The organism is Parabacteroides sp. D25 (assembly GCF_000307475.1).
Taxonomy (GTDB): domain Bacteria; phylum Bacteroidota; class Bacteroidia; order Bacteroidales; family Tannerellaceae; genus Parabacteroides; species Parabacteroides distasonis.
On record NZ_JH976504.1, the window covers coordinates 381,223 to 403,690 of the forward strand.

19 protein-coding genes and 3 tRNA genes are annotated in these 22,468 nt (G+C 43.3%); 11 read left to right on the forward strand and 11 right to left on the reverse strand.

All coding sequences use genetic code 11. The features are described from left to right. Positions 1-10 precede the first annotated feature (10 nt). From HMPREF0999_RS14360 to HMPREF0999_RS14385, 5 genes are all read left to right on the forward strand, one after another. The gene (locus HMPREF0999_RS14360) at positions 11-1,132 is read left to right on the forward strand and encodes an efflux RND transporter periplasmic adaptor subunit (RefSeq protein ID WP_009276219.1); all 1,122 of its coding nucleotides are present in this window, start codon (positions 11-13) and stop codon (positions 1,130-1,132) included. A 12-nt stretch (positions 1,133-1,144) separates the two neighbouring features. Next, positions 1,145-2,503, forward strand: a complete 1,359-nt coding sequence (locus tag HMPREF0999_RS14365) for a TolC family protein (RefSeq protein WP_009276220.1) — start codon at positions 1,145-1,147, stop codon at positions 2,501-2,503. Between the two features lie 416 nt (positions 2,504-2,919). Then, entirely contained in the window at positions 2,920-6,135 is a 3,216-nt protein-coding gene (locus HMPREF0999_RS14375) for a SusC/RagA family TonB-linked outer membrane protein (protein ID WP_009276221.1), read from the forward strand. A 30-nt stretch (positions 6,136-6,165) separates the two neighbouring features. After that, entirely contained in the window at positions 6,166-7,686 is a 1,521-nt protein-coding gene (locus tag HMPREF0999_RS14380; protein ID WP_005859319.1) for a RagB/SusD family nutrient uptake outer membrane protein, read from the forward strand. An 87-nt stretch (positions 7,687-7,773) separates the two neighbouring features. Then, positions 7,774-10,191 (forward strand): alpha/beta hydrolase family protein, encoded by a 2,418-nt coding sequence (locus HMPREF0999_RS14385; protein ID WP_005859321.1) that lies wholly within the window; start codon positions 7,774-7,776, stop codon positions 10,189-10,191. Positions 10,192-10,418: 227 nt separating this feature from the next. Here HMPREF0999_RS14385 and nagB read toward each other — a convergent pair whose 3' ends face one another. The 7 genes from nagB to HMPREF0999_RS14420 form a co-directional block, all read right to left on the reverse strand. Further along, positions 10,419-11,231, reverse strand: coding sequence for a glucosamine-6-phosphate deaminase (nagB, locus tag HMPREF0999_RS14390; RefSeq protein ID WP_005859323.1), 813 nt, complete (start codon positions 11,229-11,231; stop codon positions 10,419-10,421). Positions 11,232-11,387: 156 nt separating this feature from the next. Then, complete coding sequence (locus HMPREF0999_RS14395; RefSeq protein WP_005859325.1) at positions 11,388-12,584, reverse strand: FprA family A-type flavoprotein; 1,197 nt, start codon at positions 12,582-12,584, stop codon at positions 11,388-11,390. A 62-nt stretch (positions 12,585-12,646) separates the two neighbouring features. Then, complete coding sequence (gene lgt, locus HMPREF0999_RS14400; protein WP_005859327.1) at positions 12,647-13,480, reverse strand: prolipoprotein diacylglyceryl transferase; 834 nt, start codon at positions 13,478-13,480, stop codon at positions 12,647-12,649. Between the two features lie 95 nt (positions 13,481-13,575). Then, a complete protein-coding gene (locus HMPREF0999_RS14405) occupies positions 13,576-14,472 on the reverse strand; it encodes a diaminopimelate dehydrogenase (RefSeq protein ID WP_005867618.1) in 897 nt (298 codons plus the stop codon). Positions 14,473-14,575: 103 nt separating this feature from the next. Beyond that, positions 14,576-15,577, reverse strand: a complete 1,002-nt coding sequence (locus HMPREF0999_RS14410) for a metallophosphoesterase family protein (RefSeq protein ID WP_009276222.1) — start codon at positions 15,575-15,577, stop codon at positions 14,576-14,578. A 32-nt stretch (positions 15,578-15,609) separates the two neighbouring features. Then, positions 15,610-16,602: a sugar phosphate isomerase/epimerase family protein gene (locus tag HMPREF0999_RS14415; RefSeq protein WP_009276223.1), complete on the reverse strand. Its 993-nt coding sequence runs from the start codon at positions 16,600-16,602 to the stop codon at positions 15,610-15,612. 14 nt (positions 16,603-16,616) lie between these two features. Then, complete coding sequence (locus tag HMPREF0999_RS14420; protein WP_009276224.1) at positions 16,617-17,771, reverse strand: Gfo/Idh/MocA family protein; 1,155 nt, start codon at positions 17,769-17,771, stop codon at positions 16,617-16,619. Positions 17,772-17,926: 155 nt separating this feature from the next. On the opposite strand from HMPREF0999_RS14420, the gene HMPREF0999_RS14425 reads away from it, so the two are divergent. Next, positions 17,927-18,886 carry a hypothetical protein gene (locus HMPREF0999_RS14425; protein ID WP_009276225.1) on the forward strand — a complete coding sequence of 320 codons (960 nt, stop codon included), beginning with the start codon at positions 17,927-17,929 and terminating at the stop codon, positions 18,884-18,886. Between the two features lie 57 nt (positions 18,887-18,943). Here HMPREF0999_RS14425 and HMPREF0999_RS14430 read toward each other — a convergent pair whose 3' ends face one another. Further along, positions 18,944-19,255 (reverse strand): STAS domain-containing protein, encoded by a 312-nt coding sequence (locus tag HMPREF0999_RS14430; protein WP_005859339.1) that lies wholly within the window; start codon positions 19,253-19,255, stop codon positions 18,944-18,946. A gap of 11 nt (positions 19,256-19,266) precedes the next feature. Then, complete coding sequence (locus HMPREF0999_RS14435) at positions 19,267-19,680, reverse strand: ATP-binding protein (RefSeq protein WP_005859341.1); 414 nt, start codon at positions 19,678-19,680, stop codon at positions 19,267-19,269. A gap of 98 nt (positions 19,681-19,778) precedes the next feature. Here HMPREF0999_RS14435 and HMPREF0999_RS14440 point away from each other — a divergent pair, with 98 nt between their 5' ends. Next, complete coding sequence (locus tag HMPREF0999_RS14440; RefSeq protein WP_009276226.1) at positions 19,779-20,192, forward strand: hypothetical protein; 414 nt, start codon at positions 19,779-19,781, stop codon at positions 20,190-20,192. Between the two features lie 89 nt (positions 20,193-20,281). Here the strand turns inward: HMPREF0999_RS14440 and HMPREF0999_RS14445 are convergent. Continuing rightward, a tRNA-Arg gene (locus HMPREF0999_RS14445) sits at positions 20,282-20,353 on the reverse strand. Positions 20,354-20,540: 187 nt separating this feature from the next. Next, entirely contained in the window at positions 20,541-21,266 is a 726-nt protein-coding gene (gene recO, locus HMPREF0999_RS14450) for a DNA repair protein RecO (RefSeq protein WP_010182204.1), read from the reverse strand. A gap of 77 nt (positions 21,267-21,343) precedes the next feature. On the opposite strand from recO, the gene HMPREF0999_RS14455 reads away from it, so the two are divergent. The 4 genes from HMPREF0999_RS14455 to HMPREF0999_RS14470 all read left to right on the forward strand — a co-directional run bounded on the left by HMPREF0999_RS14455 (position 21,344) and on the right by HMPREF0999_RS14470 (position 22,375). Next, complete coding sequence (locus tag HMPREF0999_RS14455) at positions 21,344-21,748, forward strand: DUF2721 domain-containing protein (protein WP_005859368.1); 405 nt, start codon at positions 21,344-21,346, stop codon at positions 21,746-21,748. A gap of 116 nt (positions 21,749-21,864) precedes the next feature. Next, positions 21,865-21,936, forward strand: a tRNA-Glu gene (locus tag HMPREF0999_RS14460). A gap of 41 nt (positions 21,937-21,977) precedes the next feature. Then, positions 21,978-22,232 (forward strand): 30S ribosomal protein S20, encoded by a 255-nt coding sequence (gene rpsT / locus HMPREF0999_RS14465; protein ID WP_005859369.1) that lies wholly within the window; start codon positions 21,978-21,980, stop codon positions 22,230-22,232. A gap of 68 nt (positions 22,233-22,300) precedes the next feature. After that, positions 22,301-22,375: transfer RNA gene (locus HMPREF0999_RS14470), tRNA-Glu, on the forward strand. The last annotated feature ends 93 nt before the right edge of the window (positions 22,376-22,468 follow it).

Genomic DNA, 22,468 nt, shown 5'->3' on the forward strand with positions numbered 1-22,468 from the left:
CTATATAATCATGAAGAATCGCATCGTAAAGAAAATCCTACGTATTATCTTATTAACGATCGTAGGTGCGGCGGTAATAGGCACATTCTATTTCTTATGGAAGAAGGCGCAACCGGTAATAACCGTTTATGAGGTCGTAACCCCCAAAAGGGATACGGTAGAGACCAAGACGGTGGCCACCGGAAGCGTGGAACCTCGCTACGAGGTAGAGATCAAGCCGCAGATATCCGGTATCATCTCCGAGCTAAGGAAAGAAGCGGGACAGATGGTACAGGCAGGGGAGATTATCGCCACGATCAAGGTCATACCGGAGATGGTACAGCTAAATAGCGCCGAATCTCGCGTAAACATAGCGGATATATCTCTTAAACAGGTGGAGGAAACCTATAAGAGAGATGAACTGCTGTTCAAGCAAGGTGTTATCGCCCAAGAGGATTTCGATCTCTCGAAGGCCAACTACTTAAAGGCGGTCGAGGAGAAAGCGAACGCGCAAAGCGCACTGGAAATTATTCGTGACGGTATCGCCAAGAACTCCAATGTAGCCAGTACCACGCAGATCCGTAGTACCATCACCGGTATGATACTGGATATCCCGGTGAAAGTAGGTAACTCCGTTATCCAAGCGAACAACTTCAACGACGGTACGACAATCGCCACAGTCGCCAACATGAATGACATGATCTTCAAGGGAAACGTAGACGAGACCGAGATCGGGCGCATTCACGAGGGAATGCCTATCAAGCTTACGATCGGAGCCATGGAAAGCCGTTCGTTCGAGGCCTTGCTAGAATATGTATCACCCAAAGGTGTTGAGAAAAACGGAGCCATTCAATTTGAGATCAAGGCAGCCGTGACGATCCCCGAAGATGCTTTCATCCGTGCGGGATATAGCGCCAACGCCGAGATCGTGCTAAAACGTGCGGAAGACGTTCTTACGATCCCGGAAAGCACGGTCGAGTTCCAAGGGGATTCCGCATTCGTTCAGTTAGTTAAACAAGAGCAACCGGAGCAAGTCTTCGAGAAACATCCGGTAAAGGTAGGTCTGTCCGACGGTATCAAGATCGAGGTTCAAGAAGGACTGGCCGCGACCGATAAAGTCCGGGGCGCAGCTATTGACCCGAATAAGAAATAAAAGAAAGATTGTATGATGAGAAGAAACTTATATATACTGGCAATCGTTTCCCTCCTGTCCGGAAACTATGTTTTCGCTCAGGATGCGGTGAAGCAATGGAGTCTGGAGGAGTGCATCCAATATGCCATCGAGCATAATATCGACTTAAAGCAAAAGGAGCAGGAACAGGAAAGCCGAAAGGTAGACTTACATACCAGCAAATACAGTTGGCTCCCGGCCCTAAACGGCAGTCTTGGACAGAGCTTCCAGTTCGGACGCTCCACGTCTAAATCCGGGGTGATCGTGGACCAGAACGCCGCCAATTCCACATTGGGGATCAATCTGGACATGCCTTTATTTGACGGGTTAAAAATACCGAACGATATCGCCGCCCGCAAACTTGATCTAAAAGCGTCTATCGAGAACTTGAATAAGGCGAGAGAAGACCTATCCATCAATATAGCTTCCTACTACCTGCAAGTACTTTATAATAAAGAGTTACTGAAAATAGCGCAACTACAAGTGGAACTAGACAAGGAGCAGGTGAATAAAACAGAGGCCATGGTGAACGCCGGAAAGGTGCCACTTTCCCAACTGTATGATATCAAGGCCCAATTAGCGAAAGATGAGGTCACGCTTACCGAGTCGCAAAACAATGTGAACCTCGCTTTACTGGATCTGGCGCAAAGTCTGGAACTAGAGCGAAGCGATCGGAGTTTCGATATACAGACTCCTGTAATTGAAGATGCGGTGGCTGATAATATGAGTAGCATCCTACCTCCGGAAAACATTTACGATCATGCGGTTACGTTCAAGCCTCAGATCAAGGAACAACAGTATTTGCTAGAGAGCCAAAAGAAAATGTTGCGTGTCGCGCAAGCGGGCTATTACCCCAAGTTAAATTTCGGGGCTAGTTACAGCAATGGATATTATCATTCTACTTCCGGAGGTGAATTTGCCGATACTCGTTCCTTTAGCGAGCAGTTTAAGCAGAATGGGCAAAAGATCGTCGGATTCTCATTGAGCATTCCACTTTTCAACCGCTTCCAAGTACGCAATAGCGTTCGTACCGCAAGGATCAACATTATCAACCGGGAATTGCTGATGGAAAATACAAAGAAAACGTTATACAAGGAAATCCAGCAAGCGTACTACAACGCAACGGCTTCCCAAGAGAAATATACGGCTTCCGACAAATCCGTCACGGCGAGCAAGGAAGCGTTCAATTATGCCCAAGAGCGTTACAACGCAGGTAAAAGCACTGTCTTTGAATTTAATGAGGCTAAAACAAAATACGCGCAAAGTCTAGCGGAACAGGCACAGGCCAAATATGATTTTATCTTCCGTACGAAGATTCTAGATTTCTATAATGGTAACCCTATCCGTTTATAAACGTTAATTAATACTTCATTTTTTTATTATACACACAAAGTTTAAGGGAAGATATCCTTTATGGACATCTTCCCTTTCAGCATCCATTAAGGCATTTAGTCTGCACAGAACTATGTTTAACAGCATAATTAACAGATAGATAGCTAAGACCAAAAACCCTCCTGCCAGCTATCATAATGCAACAAGATCCCCAGTACAACTAAATTGAATTTGACAATATCAATCAATATTATATTAGTTTTAGAATGTTTTATAACAGTTTGCTTTTTTATAATAAAAATTAGTATATTTGCGGCTGTGATTTTCAGGAGTCTTGGTGTGTACATTTTTTTGATAAGTATTTTAACTGTAGTTCTGTGCAAACTATGGTCTCTTGAAAAAATAATGTGTGTCTAATTAACAAACAAATTCATTCTATGAAGTACAAATTAACGCTTGTACTACTCTCATTCTTTCTGGGAGTGCAGTGTATGGTCGCCCAGCAAATGAAGGTGACCGGTGTAGTGATTAATGAAGATGATGGGGAGCCTGTTATAGGTGCATCCATCGTAGTAAAAGGAACCACTATTGGAACCATTACCGATTTAGATGGTAAATTTGAGTTAGAAACTCAGAAAGATGCTAAGCTAATTATTTCTTATGTAGGTTTACGGACTCAAGAAACTACAGCTCAGCAAAACATGAGAATTGTTCTTTCTTCAGATTCTCAAGCTATAGATGAAGTTGTTGTCGTAGCTTATGGTACCGCAAAGAAAAGTTCTTTTACAGGTTCCGCATCCACGGTGGGTGCCGCTTTGATGGACAAACGTCCATTGAGTAACGCCCTCTCCGCATTGGAAGGAAACACTTCCGGAGTACAAATGACTTCCTCTATCGGACAACCGGGAGAAGCTGCCAAGGTAACGATCCGTGGTTTTGGTTCAGTAAACGCGGATAATGCTCCTTTATATGTAGTGGATGGTGCCATCTTCAGTGGTGATATCTCTTCTATCAGCCCATCTGATATCGAATCAATGACAATTTTAAAAGATGCCGCTTCTACATCTTTGTATGGATCTAGCGCAGGTAACGGTGTGGTTTTGATCACGACTAAGAAAGGTTCTAGCAGCAGTGGCGCAGGTGTTACCTTGAGTATCTCACAAGGTTGGTCTAGCAGAGCTTATAACGATTACGCAAAAGTAGGTGTATACGATTATTATCCTTTGCAATGGCAAATGTTGAGAAACGCAAATATGTCACTCGGACAAAGTGCTACCGACGCTGCCGCTAATGCTTCTAAAGATATTATCAACAAATTAAAATATAATCCTTTCGTAGGAATCGCCAATGACGCAATCGTGGGCACAGACGGTTTATTGAATCCATCAGCCTCGGCTTTAAAATGGGGTGAGGACCTTGATTGGGAAGATGCCGCTTACCGTACCGGACATCGCCAAGAATATAATGTAAGCTACAATACAAAAACAGAAAAGAGCGACACATATGCTTCCATAGGCTATCTGAATGATAAGGGATATATGATTAAGACAGACTTTGAGCGTTACAACGCACGCTTGAACTATAATATCTATCCGGTGAAATGGTTCAAGAGTGGATTGAATTTAGGTTTAAGTCGTACAAACTCCAATTATTCTACTTCTACTTCTAGCAACTCCGCTGGTTATGGTAACTTATCTCGTTTCATTCGTTCTATGGCACCGATCTATCCGGTACATAAGCATGATATTGAGACAGGGGCTTATTTGGATAAAGAAGGAAACGTAGTTACTGATCCGGCTTTATATACCTACGATTATGAAGGAGCCCGTATCTCCAGCAATGGACGCGACGGTATCGCTGAGGCCCTGTGGAACGATCGCTTGATGTCTACCACAAACTCTAGTGCCCGTACTTATGTAACGATCACTCCGATCGAAGGATTGAATTTAACAGTGAACTACGCATTTGACAATAAGGATGAACGCCGTAGAGTATATGAGAACCCAGAGGTAGGTGACGGAACCGCAGGACCGGGACGTTTGAACATCCGAAATAGAAACTTCTTGACACAGACATTCAACCAGTTGATTAATTACACAAAGACTTTTGGTAAGCATAACATCGAAGCTTTGTTAGGCCATGAGAACTATAGCTACCGTTTACAATATAACTACGGTATGAAGACTAATGAGATCGTTTCCGGAACGTATGAGTACAGTAACTTCGTAAGCATAAGCTCAATGGATTCTTATACACGCGAATATAAGAAAGAAGGATACTTCGCTCGTTTGAACTATGATTTCGATGATAAATATTATGTAACAGCCTCGTATCGTCGTGACGGTTCCTCTCGCTTTAGCAAGGATAACCGTTGGGGTAACTTCTGGTCATTCGGAGCATCTTGGCGTATCAGCCAAGAAGATTTCATGGAAAACTTGACTTGGGTGGACAATTTGAAACTGAGGGCATCCTACGGTGAAACCGGAAACGATGCCATCTATTATACAGATGATGACACACAACAGGATTACTATCCTTATCAAACCTTGTATAATTTGGGTATCAACAACGGTTTGGAAGCAGGTCTCTACTTCCCGACTATGGCAAACAATAATTTGAAATGGGAGACACAGGTTTCTACCGATGTCGCTTTAGAATTCGGATTGTTCGGTCGCTTGAATGGTACGGTCGAGTTCTTCCGTAAGGCCTCCAGAGACTTGTTATTCAATGTTAGCCAACCGTTATCCAGTGGTGTCGAAAAGATCGTACAAAACATTGGTAAAGTTCGTAACCAAGGGGTGGAAATCGACTTAAACTACCAAGTATTAAAATCAAAAGATTGGAAATTATCAGTCGGCGCAAACGCTACATTCATCAATAATAAGGTGACTCGTCTGCCTGATGCCAACCGGAAAGATGGTATCATCAAAGACTCTAAGAAATTGATGGAGGGACATTCAATCTATGAGTTCTGGTTACGTCAATGGTGGGGTGTTAATCCTGATAACGGAGATGGATTGTATATCTTTGATGCCGAAAACAACACCGATGCGAATGGTAATATTAAAGATGCGGTAAAAAAGACACTTGTAGAGAAAGATGGTCAAGTATTGACAAACTCTTATAGCTATGCGAAATATGATTTCAGTGGTTCTGCCGTTCCGAAAGTATATGGTGGTTTCAATATCAATTTGAGCTATAAGGCATTCGACCTTTCTACCGTATTCTCTTATTCATTAGGAGGCAAGGTGCTTGACTCGAGTTATAGAGGATTGATGGATGTAGGTGAGTTCGGTTATGCGATGTCACCGGATCTACATAACGCATGGACAACTCCGGGCCAGATCACAGATGTACCTCGTTTGGACAATAACTCAGGTCATGCGACTAGCATTGGACAATCCTATTCTACACGTTGGTTGACAAACGCAAATTACTTGAACTTGCGTACTGTCACTTTGGCTTACAACTTGCCTAAGTCTATCCTAAACGTTATCAACATCAAGAGTGCACGCGTCAATGTCAGCGCAGAGAACTTATTCATGTTGAAAGCCCGTCAAGGTCTGAATCCGCAAGCTAACTATGCCGGAGTATCTTACAATGAATATATGCCGGCTAAGAACTTTACGATCGGTTTAAATGTATCGTTCTAAATTCATAATACATCAAACAAAGGAAAAGATATGAAAAATATACAATTATTCAAACACATCGCAGCAGGACTGCTTCTAAGTGGCTCTCTGATCGGCACAAGCTGTTCCAGCGATTATATGGATACAATCCCAACCGAGAACGTTTCATTCACGACAGTATCCACTTCGCTCGACAATCTTTATCTTGCACTGAACGGTATTCATCGTAAGATGGTATCTCAAGACTTAGGCAACCAAGGTTTGGGAGGTGAGCCCGGTTTCATCATCGGTCGAGAAGCGTTAGCTGATGATTTGACATGGGACACGCAGACTTGGCATCAAGGTTTCTTAAACTGGAGTTATCCAACGAACGCAACAAGTTCGTACAACTCCGGTGAGTGGGAAACTTATTATAAGTTCATTTTGAATGCAAACAACATCTTGAAAGCGTTGAATGATAACTTTAGCGATGAGTCAAAACTCACAGATAGCGAAAAAGCGCTTGCGAACCATATCAAGGGCGAGTGTTTGGCAATTCGTGCATGGAGTCATTTCAATCTAGTACAATATTATGCGAAACCATATCGTAACGGACAGGACAACTCTCAACCGGGAGTTCCTTATCGTACGAGTCCGGAAATCGAGCCTATGGCACGTAATACGGTAGAAGAGGTGTACACAAAGATTCACGGGGACTTAGACGAAGCATTGAACTTATTGGCAGACTATGAGCCAAATGATAAGAATCATTATAGCCTAGCATCGGTTTACGGATTGAAAGCACGTGCTCTTCTGACTCAACAGAAATACGCAGACGCAGCTACGGCCGCAGTGAATTCTATCAATGAAGCAGAGAAAGATGGCTGTAAGATCATGTCTCAGTCTGAATTGATGAATGGTTTCGCTAATATCACTTCCGCTACGAAAGAGGCGATGTATGCCGCAATGACACAGAATGACCAAACGGTTTATTTCTACTCTTTCTATGCGTATATGTCTTGGAACTTCAACTCCAGCTCTATCCGCACAGGTATCAAATGTATCAGCCAAAGTACTTACGACTTAATGTCGCCAACCGATCTTCGCCGTCAATGGTGGGATCCGACAGGAAAGGCAGAAGTACCCGCAACTTCTTACAACCAGCGTGTTTATCAGAACCGCAAGTTCACGGCACGCTCTACAGCTGATGCTGTAGGTGATTTTGCCTTCATGCGTATCAGCGAAATGTACTTGACTGCAGCCGAGGCTTTCGCTCGTTCCAATCAAGACGCAAAAGCAAAGGAATATTTGCAAGCCTTGTTGAAAGAACGTGATCCAGAGTACAAGGATTTGGGTAACACAGGCGCAAAACTAGCGGATGAGATCATGACACATCGCCGTATCGAACTTTGGGGCGAAGGTTTCCGTTGGTTCGACTTGAAACGTCTAGGTTTGCCATTGGATAGAACCGGGTCTAATTTTGACGCTACTTTCTGTGGTTTCTTGCACAAGGATCCGAATGCTGATGGTTGGATCTTCGAGATTCCAAAAAAGGAAACAGATTTCAACGACTTGATCGAAAAGAACTATTAACACTCTTTTTACGTTAACTTACATTAATCACAATCCCCAAAGTATACTTTAACAGGTTATCTTTGGGGATTTCTTATATCACTATTTATGAAAACAAATCATTTATTTTCAGCTCTGCTCTCTTTAGCGCTTATATGTCCTGGAATAGCGCAAGAAACACATTATCAACGTCCTCCAGCCGTAATAGAGGAAGTGGCCCTAGCCAAATTATCCCCGATCATCCGAATTAGTGATAACAATCAGTGGGCACTCCAGTTAGAGCGTTCCCCGTACCGGTCTATCGCCAAGCTTGCGCAACCGGAGCTTAAATTAGCGGGAATGCGTATCAGTCCCGAAACATTCAATACGAGCCGGCAAGCCGAATATACGGGTGCCAGTTTAATGAACATCGCTACTCAAGAAGAAATCAAGATTGAAGGAATTCCTGACAACGCGGTAATCACAGAAGCCTCATTCTCTCCTTCATCCAATAAGGTAGCTCTATTCGTGGAAGAAGCGAATGGCGTATATCTTTATAACTGTACCCCGGAACAGCCCGTAGCTCAGAAAGTAAGTACCCGTAAAATCAATGCGACAAGTGGAGCGGAGATCTTATGGATTAGCGACAATGAGTTTATTACGCTTATGGTTCCAGAAAACAGGGGGAAGGCACCGGAGAAACCCACAGTCCCATCCGGTCCCATCATTCAAGAAAGTACTGGAAAGGTGATGCCCGCTCGTACCTATCAAGACTTGCTGAAAAATCCATACGACGAGCAATTATTCGACTATTATTTCACCTCCCAATTGGTACGTATAAAAGAGGGCATTGTGTACGAGATCGGAAAACCAGCAATCTACGGCAGTACGCTTTCATTATCCCCGGATAAATCTTTGCTACTTATCGCGACAGTTCATCGTCCGTATTCCTATCAAGTACCGGTATATAACTTCCCACAAAAGTTCGAGGTCATAGACTTACAAGGCAATTCCATTTATACGTTAGCGGATAATCCAACCGTCAATATTCCGATGGGATATGACACGACCTCGCCTTATCCCCGTCAATTCGGATGGAGATCGGATCAACCGGCTACCGTTTACTGGGCGGAAGCGCAAGATAAAGGAGATCCTAAGCAAAACAAGACCGATTTCATGGATATTATCTACCAAATAAGCTATCCGTTCAACAGCGAGAAACAGGAAGTCGCAAAGACAGAGAAACGTTTCCGCAACATCCTGTGGAATGACGATGCTTTCGCTTTATTGATCGAGACTTCCCGGGAGACTCGTAAAAACAGGACATTTACTTTTAAGCCTTGCTCTTCTGAGTCTCCGGTTCTATTATTCAATGTATCCACCGACGATAATTACAACAATCCGGGAAATCCACTTACGATTAAAAATGCGTATGGTAAATATATCGTTTATACCAATAAAGCCCACAATGAGTTATTGATGCTTGCCCAAGGAGCCTCACCTAAAGGGGATATGCCTTACCTTAGCCGTTACAATTTGAAAACAAAAAAGAACACGGAACTTTGGCGCTGCGAGGACGGATATTATGAGACCATCCTAAAGGTAGCGAATCCAGAAAAGCTTCAATTGATCACTTCACGTCAATCCATTACAGAACCAGCGAATCTCTGTTCTCGTGACTTGAAAAAGAAAAAATTCGCTCAATTGACTCATTTCGCCAATCCATATCCGGCCATGGCAAACGTTAGCAAACAAAAGATCAAGTATAAACGTGCGGATGGTTTGGATCTAACAGCGACCGTATACCTCCCTGCCGGATATGATAAAGCGAAGGACGGTCCATTACCTGTCTTAATGTGGGCCTATCCGAGAGAATATAAAAGCAAGGCCGAGGCTTCTCAGGTACGAGGTTCTCAATACATGTTTACGAATATCAACTATGGTTCTCCCGTCTATTGGGTTTTACGTGGATTCTGTATAATGGAAAATGTCGAGATGCCGATCGTTAGTACCAGTGAGGGAGCGGAGCCGAACGATGATTTCATTGAGCAATTGACAATGAACGCCGAGGCGGCCGTAAAAGTTATTTCCGAGATGGGTGTAGGTGATCCGAATCGTGTAGCCGTAGGAGGACATTCCTATGGAGCTTTCATGACAGCGAATCTATTAACACATACCAAGCTGTTCAAAGCCGGCATCGCACGTAGCGGGGCTTACAACCGTACGCTTACCCCGTTCGGCTTCCAAACAGAGACCCGTACTTATTGGGAAGTACCGGAAATATATAATGCCATGTCGCCATTCATGTCTGCCGATAAACTACATGGAGCTTTATTAATCATACATGGTGAGATGGATAACAACTCCGGAACCTTTCCGATCCAATCCGAGCGCCTGTTCAGTGCCCTAAAAGGCCACGGGGCGATCGCACGTTATGTCGTATTGCCCTATGAGAGTCATGGCTACGCCGCCAAAGAGAACATATTACATCTATTGTATGAATGTGACCTATGGCTGGATCGTTACGTCAAGAACGCAAAAAAGTAAGTAGTACTGACTTTGTCAATGAAGTATATATCCTCTGACAGGAAAAGTATATTTCCTCTAACCAGTGAAGTATATCTTCTATGAGGAAGCCAGCCGGCAGCCACCAATTGCCCTAAAACAACGATGCCCATCGTAAGGTTATAAGAATGCCCATCGTAAACTCCTTACAATGGGCATTCTTAACTCCTTATGATGGGCATTCAAAGAAAGCCCTATCTGAGATTCGTTTATTTTAGCAATGAACAAGGACAAAGATGATCCTTCTCGATATCCTTGAAATAGTTATAAGTACCTACCTTAAGATCCGCACAAGCCGCCTCATCGCAAACAATGATTCCCTTCGGATGCAACTGCAAGGCGGTAATTGTCCACATTTGGTTCACGGCACCCTCAACGGCTTGTTGCAACGCACGAGCCTTGTTATGACCATTTACCATGATCAATACCTCCTTAGCGTCAAGAACCGTACCTACACCAACCGTTACAGAAGTCTTCGGAACTTTATTCACGTCATTATCAAAGAAACGGGAGTTAGCGATAATCGTATCTGTAGTTAACGTCTTGATACGAGTACGAGAACTCAAAGATGAACCCGGCTCATTGAACGCAATATGGCCATCAGGACCGATACCACCCAAGAACAGGTCTACGCCACCGACCGCTTTCATGCGAGCCTCATAAGACGCACACTCAGCCTCCAAATCCTCGGCGTTACCATTCAAGATATTTACGTTCTCCGGTTTGATATCGATATGACTGAAGAAATTATTCCACATGAAAGAATGATAGCTTTCCGGATGATCTTTCGGAAGGCCGACATACTCATCCATATTGAAAGTGATCACGTTCTGGAACGATACGACACCCTGCTTGTTCAATTCAATCAGGTTCTTGTACATACCCAGCGGAGAAGATCCGGTAGGCAAGCCCAGTACGAATGGTTTTTCAGCGGTTGGATTCGCGGCTTTGATCTTCGCTGCTACATAATTGGCAGCCCATTTTGAGAGTTGCTCGTAATTAGGTTCGATAATTAATCTCATAACGTTACGCTTTTTTTAATTGAAAATTGAAAATTGGAAATTGAAAATTAAAGGATTCCCAATCTACGCATCTCGCCTTTCTTTTGTTTATAAATTAGATCTATTGTTAATAGCTTTCGTTTTATCTGTTGTCGGAGCCTTTAGACTTTTCAATTCTCAATTCTCCATTTTCAATTTCCCAGCCATTTCCTTGCCCAAGGCTAAACACTCCTCGTATTTAGTAGCGCTTAAACCTTGCTTCTGCTCAACCGGCGTACCGACAGTCTCCCACTTCATCTTCTCGCCAAAAGCCGCCAAACGTTTCACGGCGGCTCCAGCCCATGTGAAAGACCCGAAATAACCGAAAATACGATTTTTCACCTCACGCAACTCGATCTTACTCAACACAGCTTCCACCTCTGGGAACAATTGATTGCTATAAGTCGGGCTACCTACGATAACTCCCTTATATTTGAACACATCTTTCAAGATATAAGAAGAAGGGCTTTTGCTAACATTATGCATCACAATATTCTTGATGCCATTATCAGCCAAAGAAGCGGCGATCGCCTCAGCCATCTGCTCCGTGTTACCATACATGCTGCCATAAATAATAACCACGCCTTCCTCACCTTCGTAGCGGCTCATACGGTCATAGATATCGATCGCTTTCGACGCATATTCACGCCAAACAGGTCCATGGGTAGAGCAAATCGTCTGGATATCCAAGCCCGAAAGCTTCTGTAATGCTCTTTGTACTGGACTTCCATATTTTCCGACAATGTTGGAGTAATAGCGAATCATCTCTTCCCAATAATGCTCCACGTTCATCTCCGTATCGATCACACCACCATCCAATGTGCCATACGTACCGAACGCATCCGCGGAGAATACGATTTTATCCGTAACGTCATAAGTAACCATCACTTCCGGCCAATGCACCATCGGAGCCATATAAAATACAAGCTCATGACGACCCGTATTCAAGGTATCACCCTCTTTCACCTCAAACAAGCCTTCCTTGATGCCATGATATCCTTCCAGCATTCCGAAAGTCTTATTGTTTCCGACAATCTGTACGTCCGGATATTGCTGACGCAACAAACGGATACTTCCCGCATGATCCGGCTCCATATGATTTACCACGAGATAATCCAAAGAACGTCCGTCCAAGGCATCCGCTACTTTTTTCAAGAAAATATCAGAGTAACAAACATCGACCGTATCGATCAATACGGTTTTCTCGTCTACGATCAAGTACGAGTTATAGGAAACGCCGTATGGCAACGGCCACATATTCTCGAAGAGGGCCTTTTGACGGTCATTAACTCCTACATAATAAACTTTATCCGCAATTTCTTTTAACTTGTACATCTTTTTTAATTGATAATTGATAATTAAAAATTGAAAATAACAAAGCGTGTGCTCTCTAATTTTCAATTCTCAATTTTTAATTTTCCATTTCTTAGCGCTCTCCAGACAAACCAGCACCCTGCCAAAACAAACGGGATACTTAGCCATTGCCCCATATTCAACATCATTCCAGCCTCGAAAGGCTCTTGGTCATTTTTCACGAATTCGATGAAGAAACGAGACCCGAATACGCATATCATAAATACGCCGAAGATAAGTCCTTGCTTTTTCCATGCCTCTTTCTTGAAATATAGCCACATACAGATAGCGAACGTCACCAGATAACAAGCGGCCTCATACAATTGCGTCGGATGGCTCGGAGCTGTAAAAATAGGCTCCGCCCCCATTCTCCATGCGTGTAAATTATCGATAAAACGAAATCCCCAAGGCAAATCAGTGGAATGACCGTAAATCTCATGATTCATCAGGTTTCCCAGACGAATCATAGCAGCTACCAATCCTGTCGGAACCACCAACTTATCGAAAGCCCATAACATACTTTTATGGCTTACTCGCTTCGAGTAGAAATAAATGGCGATAATTATACCTAACGTACCACCATGGCTAGCCAATCCTCCCTCCCAAATCTTGAAAATCTCAATCGGGTTGGCTAAATAATATTCCGGCGCATAAAACAAACAATGCCCCAAACGGGCACCAATCACCGTACCGAGCATCGTATAAATCAAAAGGGAATCGATCCATGCGGGCGGCAGTCCCTCTTTTTTCCACATCCGCTCTACAATCATATAGCCAATAGCGAAACCAATCGCAAAAGCCAATCCATACCAACGAATCTCCCGGGAACCGATGGTAAAGATAGCGGGATCGGCAGTCCATGTAATAAAATCAAGCATAATTATTTCAGTTGGCAATTGACAATTGACAGTCGACAATCGCAAGTCAGGATTTCCCGAACTGTCAATTGCCAGCTGTCAACCATCAACTTATATTAAACGAGTCTTCTAATTAAGTTCTCTCTCTCGCCGTACAGCATATCGATTATCGGCAATTCGATCATCGTATATGCGCCCGGTTGTTGCTTCAAGCTCGCACGAGCGACAGAAACCAAGATTTGAGCGGTCAAGGCAGGGTTATTGATCTTCATATCGAATTCGATCAACTGGTTCTGAGTCTTGCCCGATACACCTTTACGAACCAAGTTCACACCATGTCCCATGTCCAACAAATTATCGACACATTCAACCTGCATTACATGAGTCTCATCATGAGCGAAATAATCATCCGCCTTGATAGCGGCAGACACTTGCTTGAAATCGTATCCGTCTTCTACCTCGATATAAACCATACGACGGTGTACACCTGTTCCCAAAGGAATCGTCATACTTAAAGCCGCCTTCACGCCTTCGATAGCCTTCACGGCAACCGTATGCCCCATACTCATTCCCGGACCGAAGTTCGTATAAGTAATACCTTTCGGCACCATCGCTTCTAACAAAGCACGTACCACAGAGTCGCTTCCCGGATCCCAACCGGCAGAAATTACAGCTACCGTATTATGAGCCTTCGCTACAGCGTCCAAAGAACGACGTAAATCCACGATACCTCCGTGTATATCGAAACTATCGACAGTATTGATGCCTAAAGCCAGAATCTCTTTCGCATGCTCTTCCACGCTACGTGTAGGAGTAGCCAAAACCGCTACGTCAACCTTATCTAACTTGGTGATGCTATCAGTAACCGTGTATGCCTTCAACTCGTCCGGAATATCATTCGGATTACGACGAATAATACCTGCTACCTCAAAATCCGGGGCAGCTTCAAGGGCCTCTAACACATATTTCCCGATGTTGCCATAACCTACGATGGCGGCTCTAATTTTCTTCATACTCTAGTTTTTACTTTTCAACCAACCGCAAAGTTAGATATAATTTAGAGCTTTAACAATAAGGAATACAGTTTTTATATCATTTTCAGAATGATATAGATCCTCACTCTTTCACGAATGAATCCGGATAGGTAGTAAGCTGCTCTACACCGGCTTTCGTACGAATCCAAGTCTTGAAGGTACGGGCTCCCTCGTTCAATTCGATCACACGTGCTCCATTTGGTATATGGATGTATTCCGTCGGACCACCCGTAAAACGACCGTAAGCCAATAATACGTCATACCAGCAAACCGCATAATCATCGTCATGATCATGACCGACAAATATACCCATCACGTCCCCGTTCTCCTTAATCGCCGTAAATAAGCCGGAATTCAAGGCCGGAGCGCATGCCTTTTCCCTACGTATGCCATAGAGTTGGGCATTCTCATCGGAAGCCGCTTGATTAAACTCCGGCAACGCAATATGGAAGAAAGCCAAAGAAGGAACCGGCTCTCCCCCGTTATTCCGGGTAAACTCTGCGCTTTTCTTACAATACCAATCGATCTGGTCACGCTTAATATAATCGTATCCTTTTACCCCCTTGATAGTTGAATAGGTATTCGAATCGATGCAATACAAGACGAAAGCATCCTTCTTCCCGTCGGAGGAACGTACGGTCAAGGCGTAATTACCCACGCCTGAGATTTCGGGAACCTCATCCGCCGTTAAACTATACGGTAGGCTTTCGGCTACTTTCAGCAACTCCTCTTTTGTCGCCCCCTGCTCATTATCATGATTTCCGAAAACAATGGAGAACGGTATTTTACGGTCGGAGACTGTCTTCAATACATTCCGCATATTTTCCAACGCAGGTTTGCTATAGATAATATCTCCCGTAAAAATCACCAAGTCCGGTTTCTCGTCATCCAACACTTGGTTCATACGCTCAAAAGCGATGTCCGAGCGAGGGTCTTGCCATTTCACATGCAAGTCCGTAAACTGTACAATCTTAAACTTCTTATCCGGATTAAACTTCAACCCCGTTTTTTGGGCAAATCCCAAAGAACTCAAGCCGGCGGCCAATAACAAGGCCCCGGCAAACATCCACTTTCTCACACTCATCAAATCTCGTGTTTTTTGTAATTAATAATTATTTATTCCTTTCCGAAACAAGCGTCGAACGCATGTGCGGAAGGTTGGAAATCCACTCTCTTCACCAATTCGCAAGATTCCCGTGCCCCATGTTCCCGATCCATAGCGCTATCTTCCCATTCCACGGAAAGCGGACCTTGATAGCCAATTGAATTCAAAGCACGGATAATCTCCTCAAAATTAATCTTTCCTCGTCCTAAGCTACGGAAATTCCAATATCGACGGGGATCACCGAAAGTAACATGACCGCCGAATATACCCACCTGCTTGGGGGTATCACTCCAATATACGTCCTTCATATGCACATGAAAGATACGCTCCGGAAACTGATAGATGAAATCCACATAGTCCACCCCTTGATATCCTAGATGACTCGGATCATAGTTAAAGCCGAAAGCAGGATGGTTATTTACCGCCTCCAATGCTCTGCGTGCGGAAAAAGTATCGAACGCGATCTCTGTAGGATGTACCTCCAACGCAAAACGTACACCCAGTTTCTGAAACTCATCCAAGATGGGCGTAAAGCGACGGGCGAAATCATCATACCCCTTTTGTATCATCGCGTCCGTTACCGGAGGGAAAGAATACAAATAATGCCAAATAGAACTACCCGTAAAACCTACAATCGTATCGACTCCCAGCATCTTTGCCGCATGGGCGGTCCGGATCATCTCCTCGGTAGCCCGTTGGTGAACCCCTTCCGGATCACCATCTCCCCAAATATAATCCGGCAAGATCGCCTTATGGCGCTCATCGATATTATCGCAAACAGCCTGTCCTACCAAATGGGTAGAGATCGCATAAAGCCGTAAGTCATATCTCTTTAACAGATCCTTGATTCCTTGATAATAAGCCGTATCCGTACGTCGGACATCCACATGATCGGGAAGTCCCAATTCCACACCGTCGTATCCGAATTCTTTCGCTTTTTGACAAACTGTTTCCAGTGATAAATCTCCCCACTGGAGGGTATACAATGTTACAGGACGTGCCATATATAGTATTATTTTTAGTCGATTATTTTTATCCATTTATTCTCTGTCGATCCGGTAGCTACAATCGTCTCGATAAACCGCATGCCACGGACACCATCCTCTGCGGAAGGGAAATCCAAGGTCTCAGGAGCCGGTTCCTCTCCCGCCAGAATCGATTGCAAAGCCAAGGCGAAATTCCGATACAAATTAGCGAACGCCTCTATATAACCTTCCGGATGCCCACCCGGCGTACGGGAATTATGAGCGGCGATACCCGACATATATCCATTGGAAGTACGGACGATCTCCGCCGGACGATCCGGCCAACGCATAACCATCGTATTCGGTTCTTCTTGACGCCATTCCAACCCACCTTTCTCTCCATACACACGAATATTCAAGCCATTCTCTACACCTACGGCGATCTGGCTAGCGGTCAGCACCCCTTTCGCGCCTCCCTCATAACGGATCAATGCCGCCCCATCATCATCCAAAAGACGATCCGGCACGAAGGTATTCAATTCACCGCATAATTCCACGGCCTTCAGCCCTGTTATATATTCCGCCAGATTAAACGCATGAGTCCCGATATCCCCCATGCAACCAGCCTTCCCCGACCGACCGGGATCCACCCGCCAAGCCGCCTGCTTATTAACATCAGCGCAGTCATTATATAGCCAGCCTTGAGGATATTCCACATAAATACGGCGTATCTTACCTAAATCCCCCCTGCGTACCCTTTCCCGAGCCTCCTTCACCATCGGGTAAGCGGTATAGGTATGAGTCAGCATAAACAATTTTCCGGTTTCCTTCACTTTGTCTCGTAATTGCTTCGCCTCATCCAAGGTATATGTCATCGGTTTATCCAGTACGACATGGAAACCATGTTCCAACGCCATCATGGCCGGACCGAAATGCACATGATTCGGGGTAACGATAGACACAAAATCCATCCGTTCGCCTTCAGGCAGGGCGGCCTCTTTCTCTATCATTTCCTGATAAGATGCGTAAATACGATTATCCGGTAAAAATAAAGATTGTCCGGTAGCCAATGAATTCTCCGGGCGAGAACTGAAGCATCCACAGACCAACTCGATCTGTCCGTCTAAATTAGCGGCGATACGATGAACGGCCCCGATAAACGAGCCTTGTCCTCCACCGACCATTCCCATTCTGATTTTTCGTTTCATGGTATTATTCCGTTTTATTAAACTAAGGTAATTACATTGTTGATTCACAAAGCTATGAAAAATAACCCTGCGTACGCCAATTTAACAGCTTAATATTTTTTAATTCACAAAATATATCGTTCCTTTGCGTCAAACATTTACCAAAAATATCAACTATGAAGAAAAATGAATTAGTGGCTATCGCCTGTCTGCTTTGTTTTTGTTGTTGTAATGGAACGGAAAAGGAAGTACCTAACCCCGACCTACAAGAGGAATTATCCCCCATACAGTTTACGATCGATTTACAAAAGGAAGTATTACCCTTCCCCGTAACCAAGAGTATTCCCGAGCTGAATATCCCTGAGCCTATTCCCCAAAATCCCGATGCCGAGGAAGATCCTTCTACACCGGATATCGATCCGGATAATTTATACAACCGGATCGATTATATCGTATACCAAAGCGGAAAACCGGACATTCTGGTAAAACATAAGCAATTCACGCCTCAAGATCCGGATTTCACGATCATTTATGATTCACTGCCCTCCGGCGACTATCATATTTGTTTCCTAGCCCACTCAGACAAGAATATCTCCGTGTCCGGACAAACCGCACTATTCAGTAAAGTATCAGATACGTTTCATCTTTTTCTAGCTCAAGAAGTACAAGCGGGAGAAAGAATCATTAAGGATATCACCTTACAAAGAATCGTCGGTAAAATAGAGTTCATATCCACCGATGCCGTACCTAAAGACCTAAAAAGCTTCACGATAAATGTCTCCAATTATCAAAACAAGATTGACTTAACCACTGGGAATGGCATTTCTCAAAACACGCCTTATACACAAACCGACACTTTTAACGACTCTGATATCGGGAAAACAAATTTCTCCCATTCCTTCTTCACGTTTATCCCGGCTCCGGAATTCATGCTCAAAGCACACCTCTCGGCCAAAAATCAGATAAATGAAGTAACCCGGGAAAGAGAGGTTAATGACATCCTGCCTCTCATAAATCACATTATTCGTTATACTGGGATTCTCTACACCCCGAAGGAATCAGACGATACCTTCACCCTTGATATATTAAACGGTGGCAAATGGGATAGCCCCATCGACAAAGATCTAAAAGATTAATACAAAACCGGTGTGCCAAATTTGACACACCGGCTACCTTTTTCCTAACCTTCACACTTATTTTGCGTCTTCTATCTTGAAGAGAGCGTTAAATCCCGTCAAACTAAAGGTCTCACGAACCACATTCCGCATACCGATCAAACGTAAAGACCCTTTCTTGGCAGTCGTCATTTTTTGTAATATTAAAAACAATCGGAGGCCCGCACTACTCACATATTCCAAATCAGAACAATCGACACATACTTTTACTCCCGGATTCTCCCATACCGGCAAAACCTTTTCCTCGCATTCGCGAGCCGTATTCGTATCCAATCTTCCTTTGATCTTAATTACAGTCTCTTCACCTTTTTGGTCAATAACTACTTCCATATCTTTATATTTTATTCGGTTATTTTTTTCTTCATGATAAAGACATTCCGCTCATCTACTCTCTGATAAGAGACCTCATCCATAATCTTCTTGATCAAGAAAATACCCAACCCTCCGATTGGACGGTCTTCGGCAGATAAAGTAATATCAGGGTCTTTTCTTAAAGTCGGATCGAAAGCAATCCCATGATCTATCAAAGTCACGATCAATTCCCCACCTTCCCTGACCAACGAAATGTCTACGGCATCCTCAACATCTCCCTTATACGCATAAAAAATTATATTTGAGACAGCTTCTTCCATCACCAGATTCAGGCTCATCATGAAAGCGGTGCTTAATCCCAATTCTTCTCCAGCTTCCTCCAAGAACTGATTCATCATGGAAAGCTCATGAATATCGTTCTTAATGCGTAATGTTTTTTGCATATATCTGAAAATTTTGCGCTAAAGATATAAAAAAAAGAAATATCCTTTCCTTAAATTTGTATCTTTACCTCCGAATCGTATTTATAAGGTATAGAGTTATGGCTAAAAGATATTTAATAAACATATTCTTATTGATCGCCGTCTTATGCGGGTTCAGTAGTTGCGAGGAGGATCCGTATTATGATCCGTATGAGGAAATCACCTATGATTTATGTAATTATGTATGGACAGATTGGTTTGTCGTAGACGGCTTGGATTGTGAGCAGCAACTTACATTTAATCCGGATGGGAAAGGATGGGATACAAGAATTTATCATTACCCAAGCGGACGCATAGATCGAGAGGAAATTCCATTCTACTGGGACTGGGACAATTACTATACCGATATACTTTATATGGACTATGAAGACGGCCGAACAACACTAGAGAACGTATGGATTAGTGGTCGGACTTTTAAATGTCTATATAATGGCGAATGGGTAACATTTAAGGCCTATCAAATAGGTCTCTAAAGGATATCTTTACGTACTTCCCCGGCAAAATCATACAATCCATCAAAAAGACAGGGATCTTTCCTCAATTGTTCGAACAGTCATACAAGTAGTCTCGCCGGGAATCGAACCCGGATCTAAAGTTTAGGAAACTTCTATTCTATCCGTTGAACTACAAGACCAACTCTTTTGAGATTGCAAAAGTATAATCTTTTCCTCAAATAGGCAACCGTTATCGGATGTTTTTCCCGCCTATCCGGAAGCTTCTCATTATTTCCGAAAAAACATGTACGTGTTTCCGGAAAAACATGTACGTCTTTTTCAAAAAACACGTACGTGTTTTCAAGAGCTAATATAACATCAAATAGATCAATCAAATAAGCTTTGCATCACCGATAACGATTTGATTTCCGGAAAATCCGGGAGATGTAGACGGTAATACTCAAGAATACGATGAATAATACGGGCCCGCTCTTGCCGGGAAAAACCATAAAGCGACATATTCTCAAAACTGATACGCAGCAAACGGGAAAAGAAAGCGCTCTCCACCTTATTTAAATAATGCCGATGCATCGGGATATGATCCGTAAACACCCCATTCAACATATCGAAATAATATCCCACCCTATGCGATTCCATATTCGGGAAAATACCGAGATGATGGAGAAGACCTAACAAGAAAACCATATGAAAATTAGCGATACCTTTATCCGCATACTCCAATAGATGTATGGACTCGTATAAATAATCAAATAAACGGGGATCCGGCTCCGTATCTTTCACGACCCTAAAAAGAACCTCCGAGAGGAAAAGCGCCAATACATTCTTAACCGGATCACAACAAACATCATTCAGCGGAAAACAAATGCGGGTCTCCTTAATCCGGTGCAAGTCCCGCTTATTCAAGTGCTCCACCTCCATTTCCAGAACGGACAAAGGTATAAACAAAGCCTTCGATACCGTGCTTTTCTTCCCTCGGCTACGACTAACCAGATACGAGGCCCGGCCAAACGCCTCCGTATACATATATATAATAGAATATTTATCATTGTAAGGGATCGTATGCAAGACAATCCCCCTCGTTTTACACAACATAATTCGTATCTTTGCGACGATGATTAAGAACAAAGATACTCAAATTAACGTTATACATATAATTAAAGTATAGAATTATGTTGGACTTAACGACCCCTTCTTTATTATTTTCCGCCATATCATTGATATTGTTGGCCTATACGAATCGCTTCCTTTCATACGCCAGCGTAGTGCGTGCCTTGAAAGAAAAGCATCAGCAAACCCATGACCCCAAGGATATCGCCCAGATAGCGAACCTGCGGAAAAGGCTCTATCTGACCCGTTCCATGCAAATATTAGGAATACTCAGTTTGCTGCTCTGCGTGATCGCTATGTTCTTCATTTATGTATCGTGGCAGGTTTTCGCCGCATGGATATTTGGCATAGCCTTATTGCTATTAGCGGCGTCGTTATGTGTATGTATCTGGGAAATAAATATTTCCGTTAAAGCCTTGGAAATTCATCTGGAAGATATAAGTTCTAAAGAGAAGTTAAAACAGTGAGTAGTATTAAATTTTCCTTCGAAATGTTTTGCCAGTTCAGAGAGATCGTCTATCTTTGCACTCGCAATCGGGAAATCACTTTCTTAGAACGCTATAAGTGAGAGCTTTGACATTTTGGCCCATTCGTCTATCGGCTAGGACGCAAGATTTTCATTCTTGAAAGAGGGGTTCGATTCCCCTATGGGCTACAATAAACAGGATTAAAAAACAATAAAGAGAAGATCTAGAAATGGCAAATCATAAGTCATCAATCAAGAGAATCAGACAGACAAACGCAAGACGTTTGCGTAACAGATATTACGCAAAGACAGCTAGAAACGCTATGAAAGTTTTGCGCGCTACTGAAGACAAGAATGAGGCACAAGCTTTATTCCCTAAGGTATGCTCTATGTTGGATAAGCTTGCAAAAAAGAACGTTATCCACAAGAACAAGGCCGGTAATCTGAAATCTAAGTTGGCTAAGCACGTTAATGCGCTAGCATAAGCAGAAGGTAATTACTTTTACAAGTATAAAGCCGGACTCTCAATAAGCCCGGCTTTTTTAAACCTGATGGCCCATTCGTCTATCGGCTAGGACGCAAGATTTTCATTCTTGAAAGAGGGGTTCGATTCCCCTATGGGCTACCAATCAAAAGGAGAGAGATAAGTTTATGGCTTATCTCTCTCCTTTTTTACTACACCCGTCCTTTTTTCGCTATTTTCACATCCCCCACTTCGCTA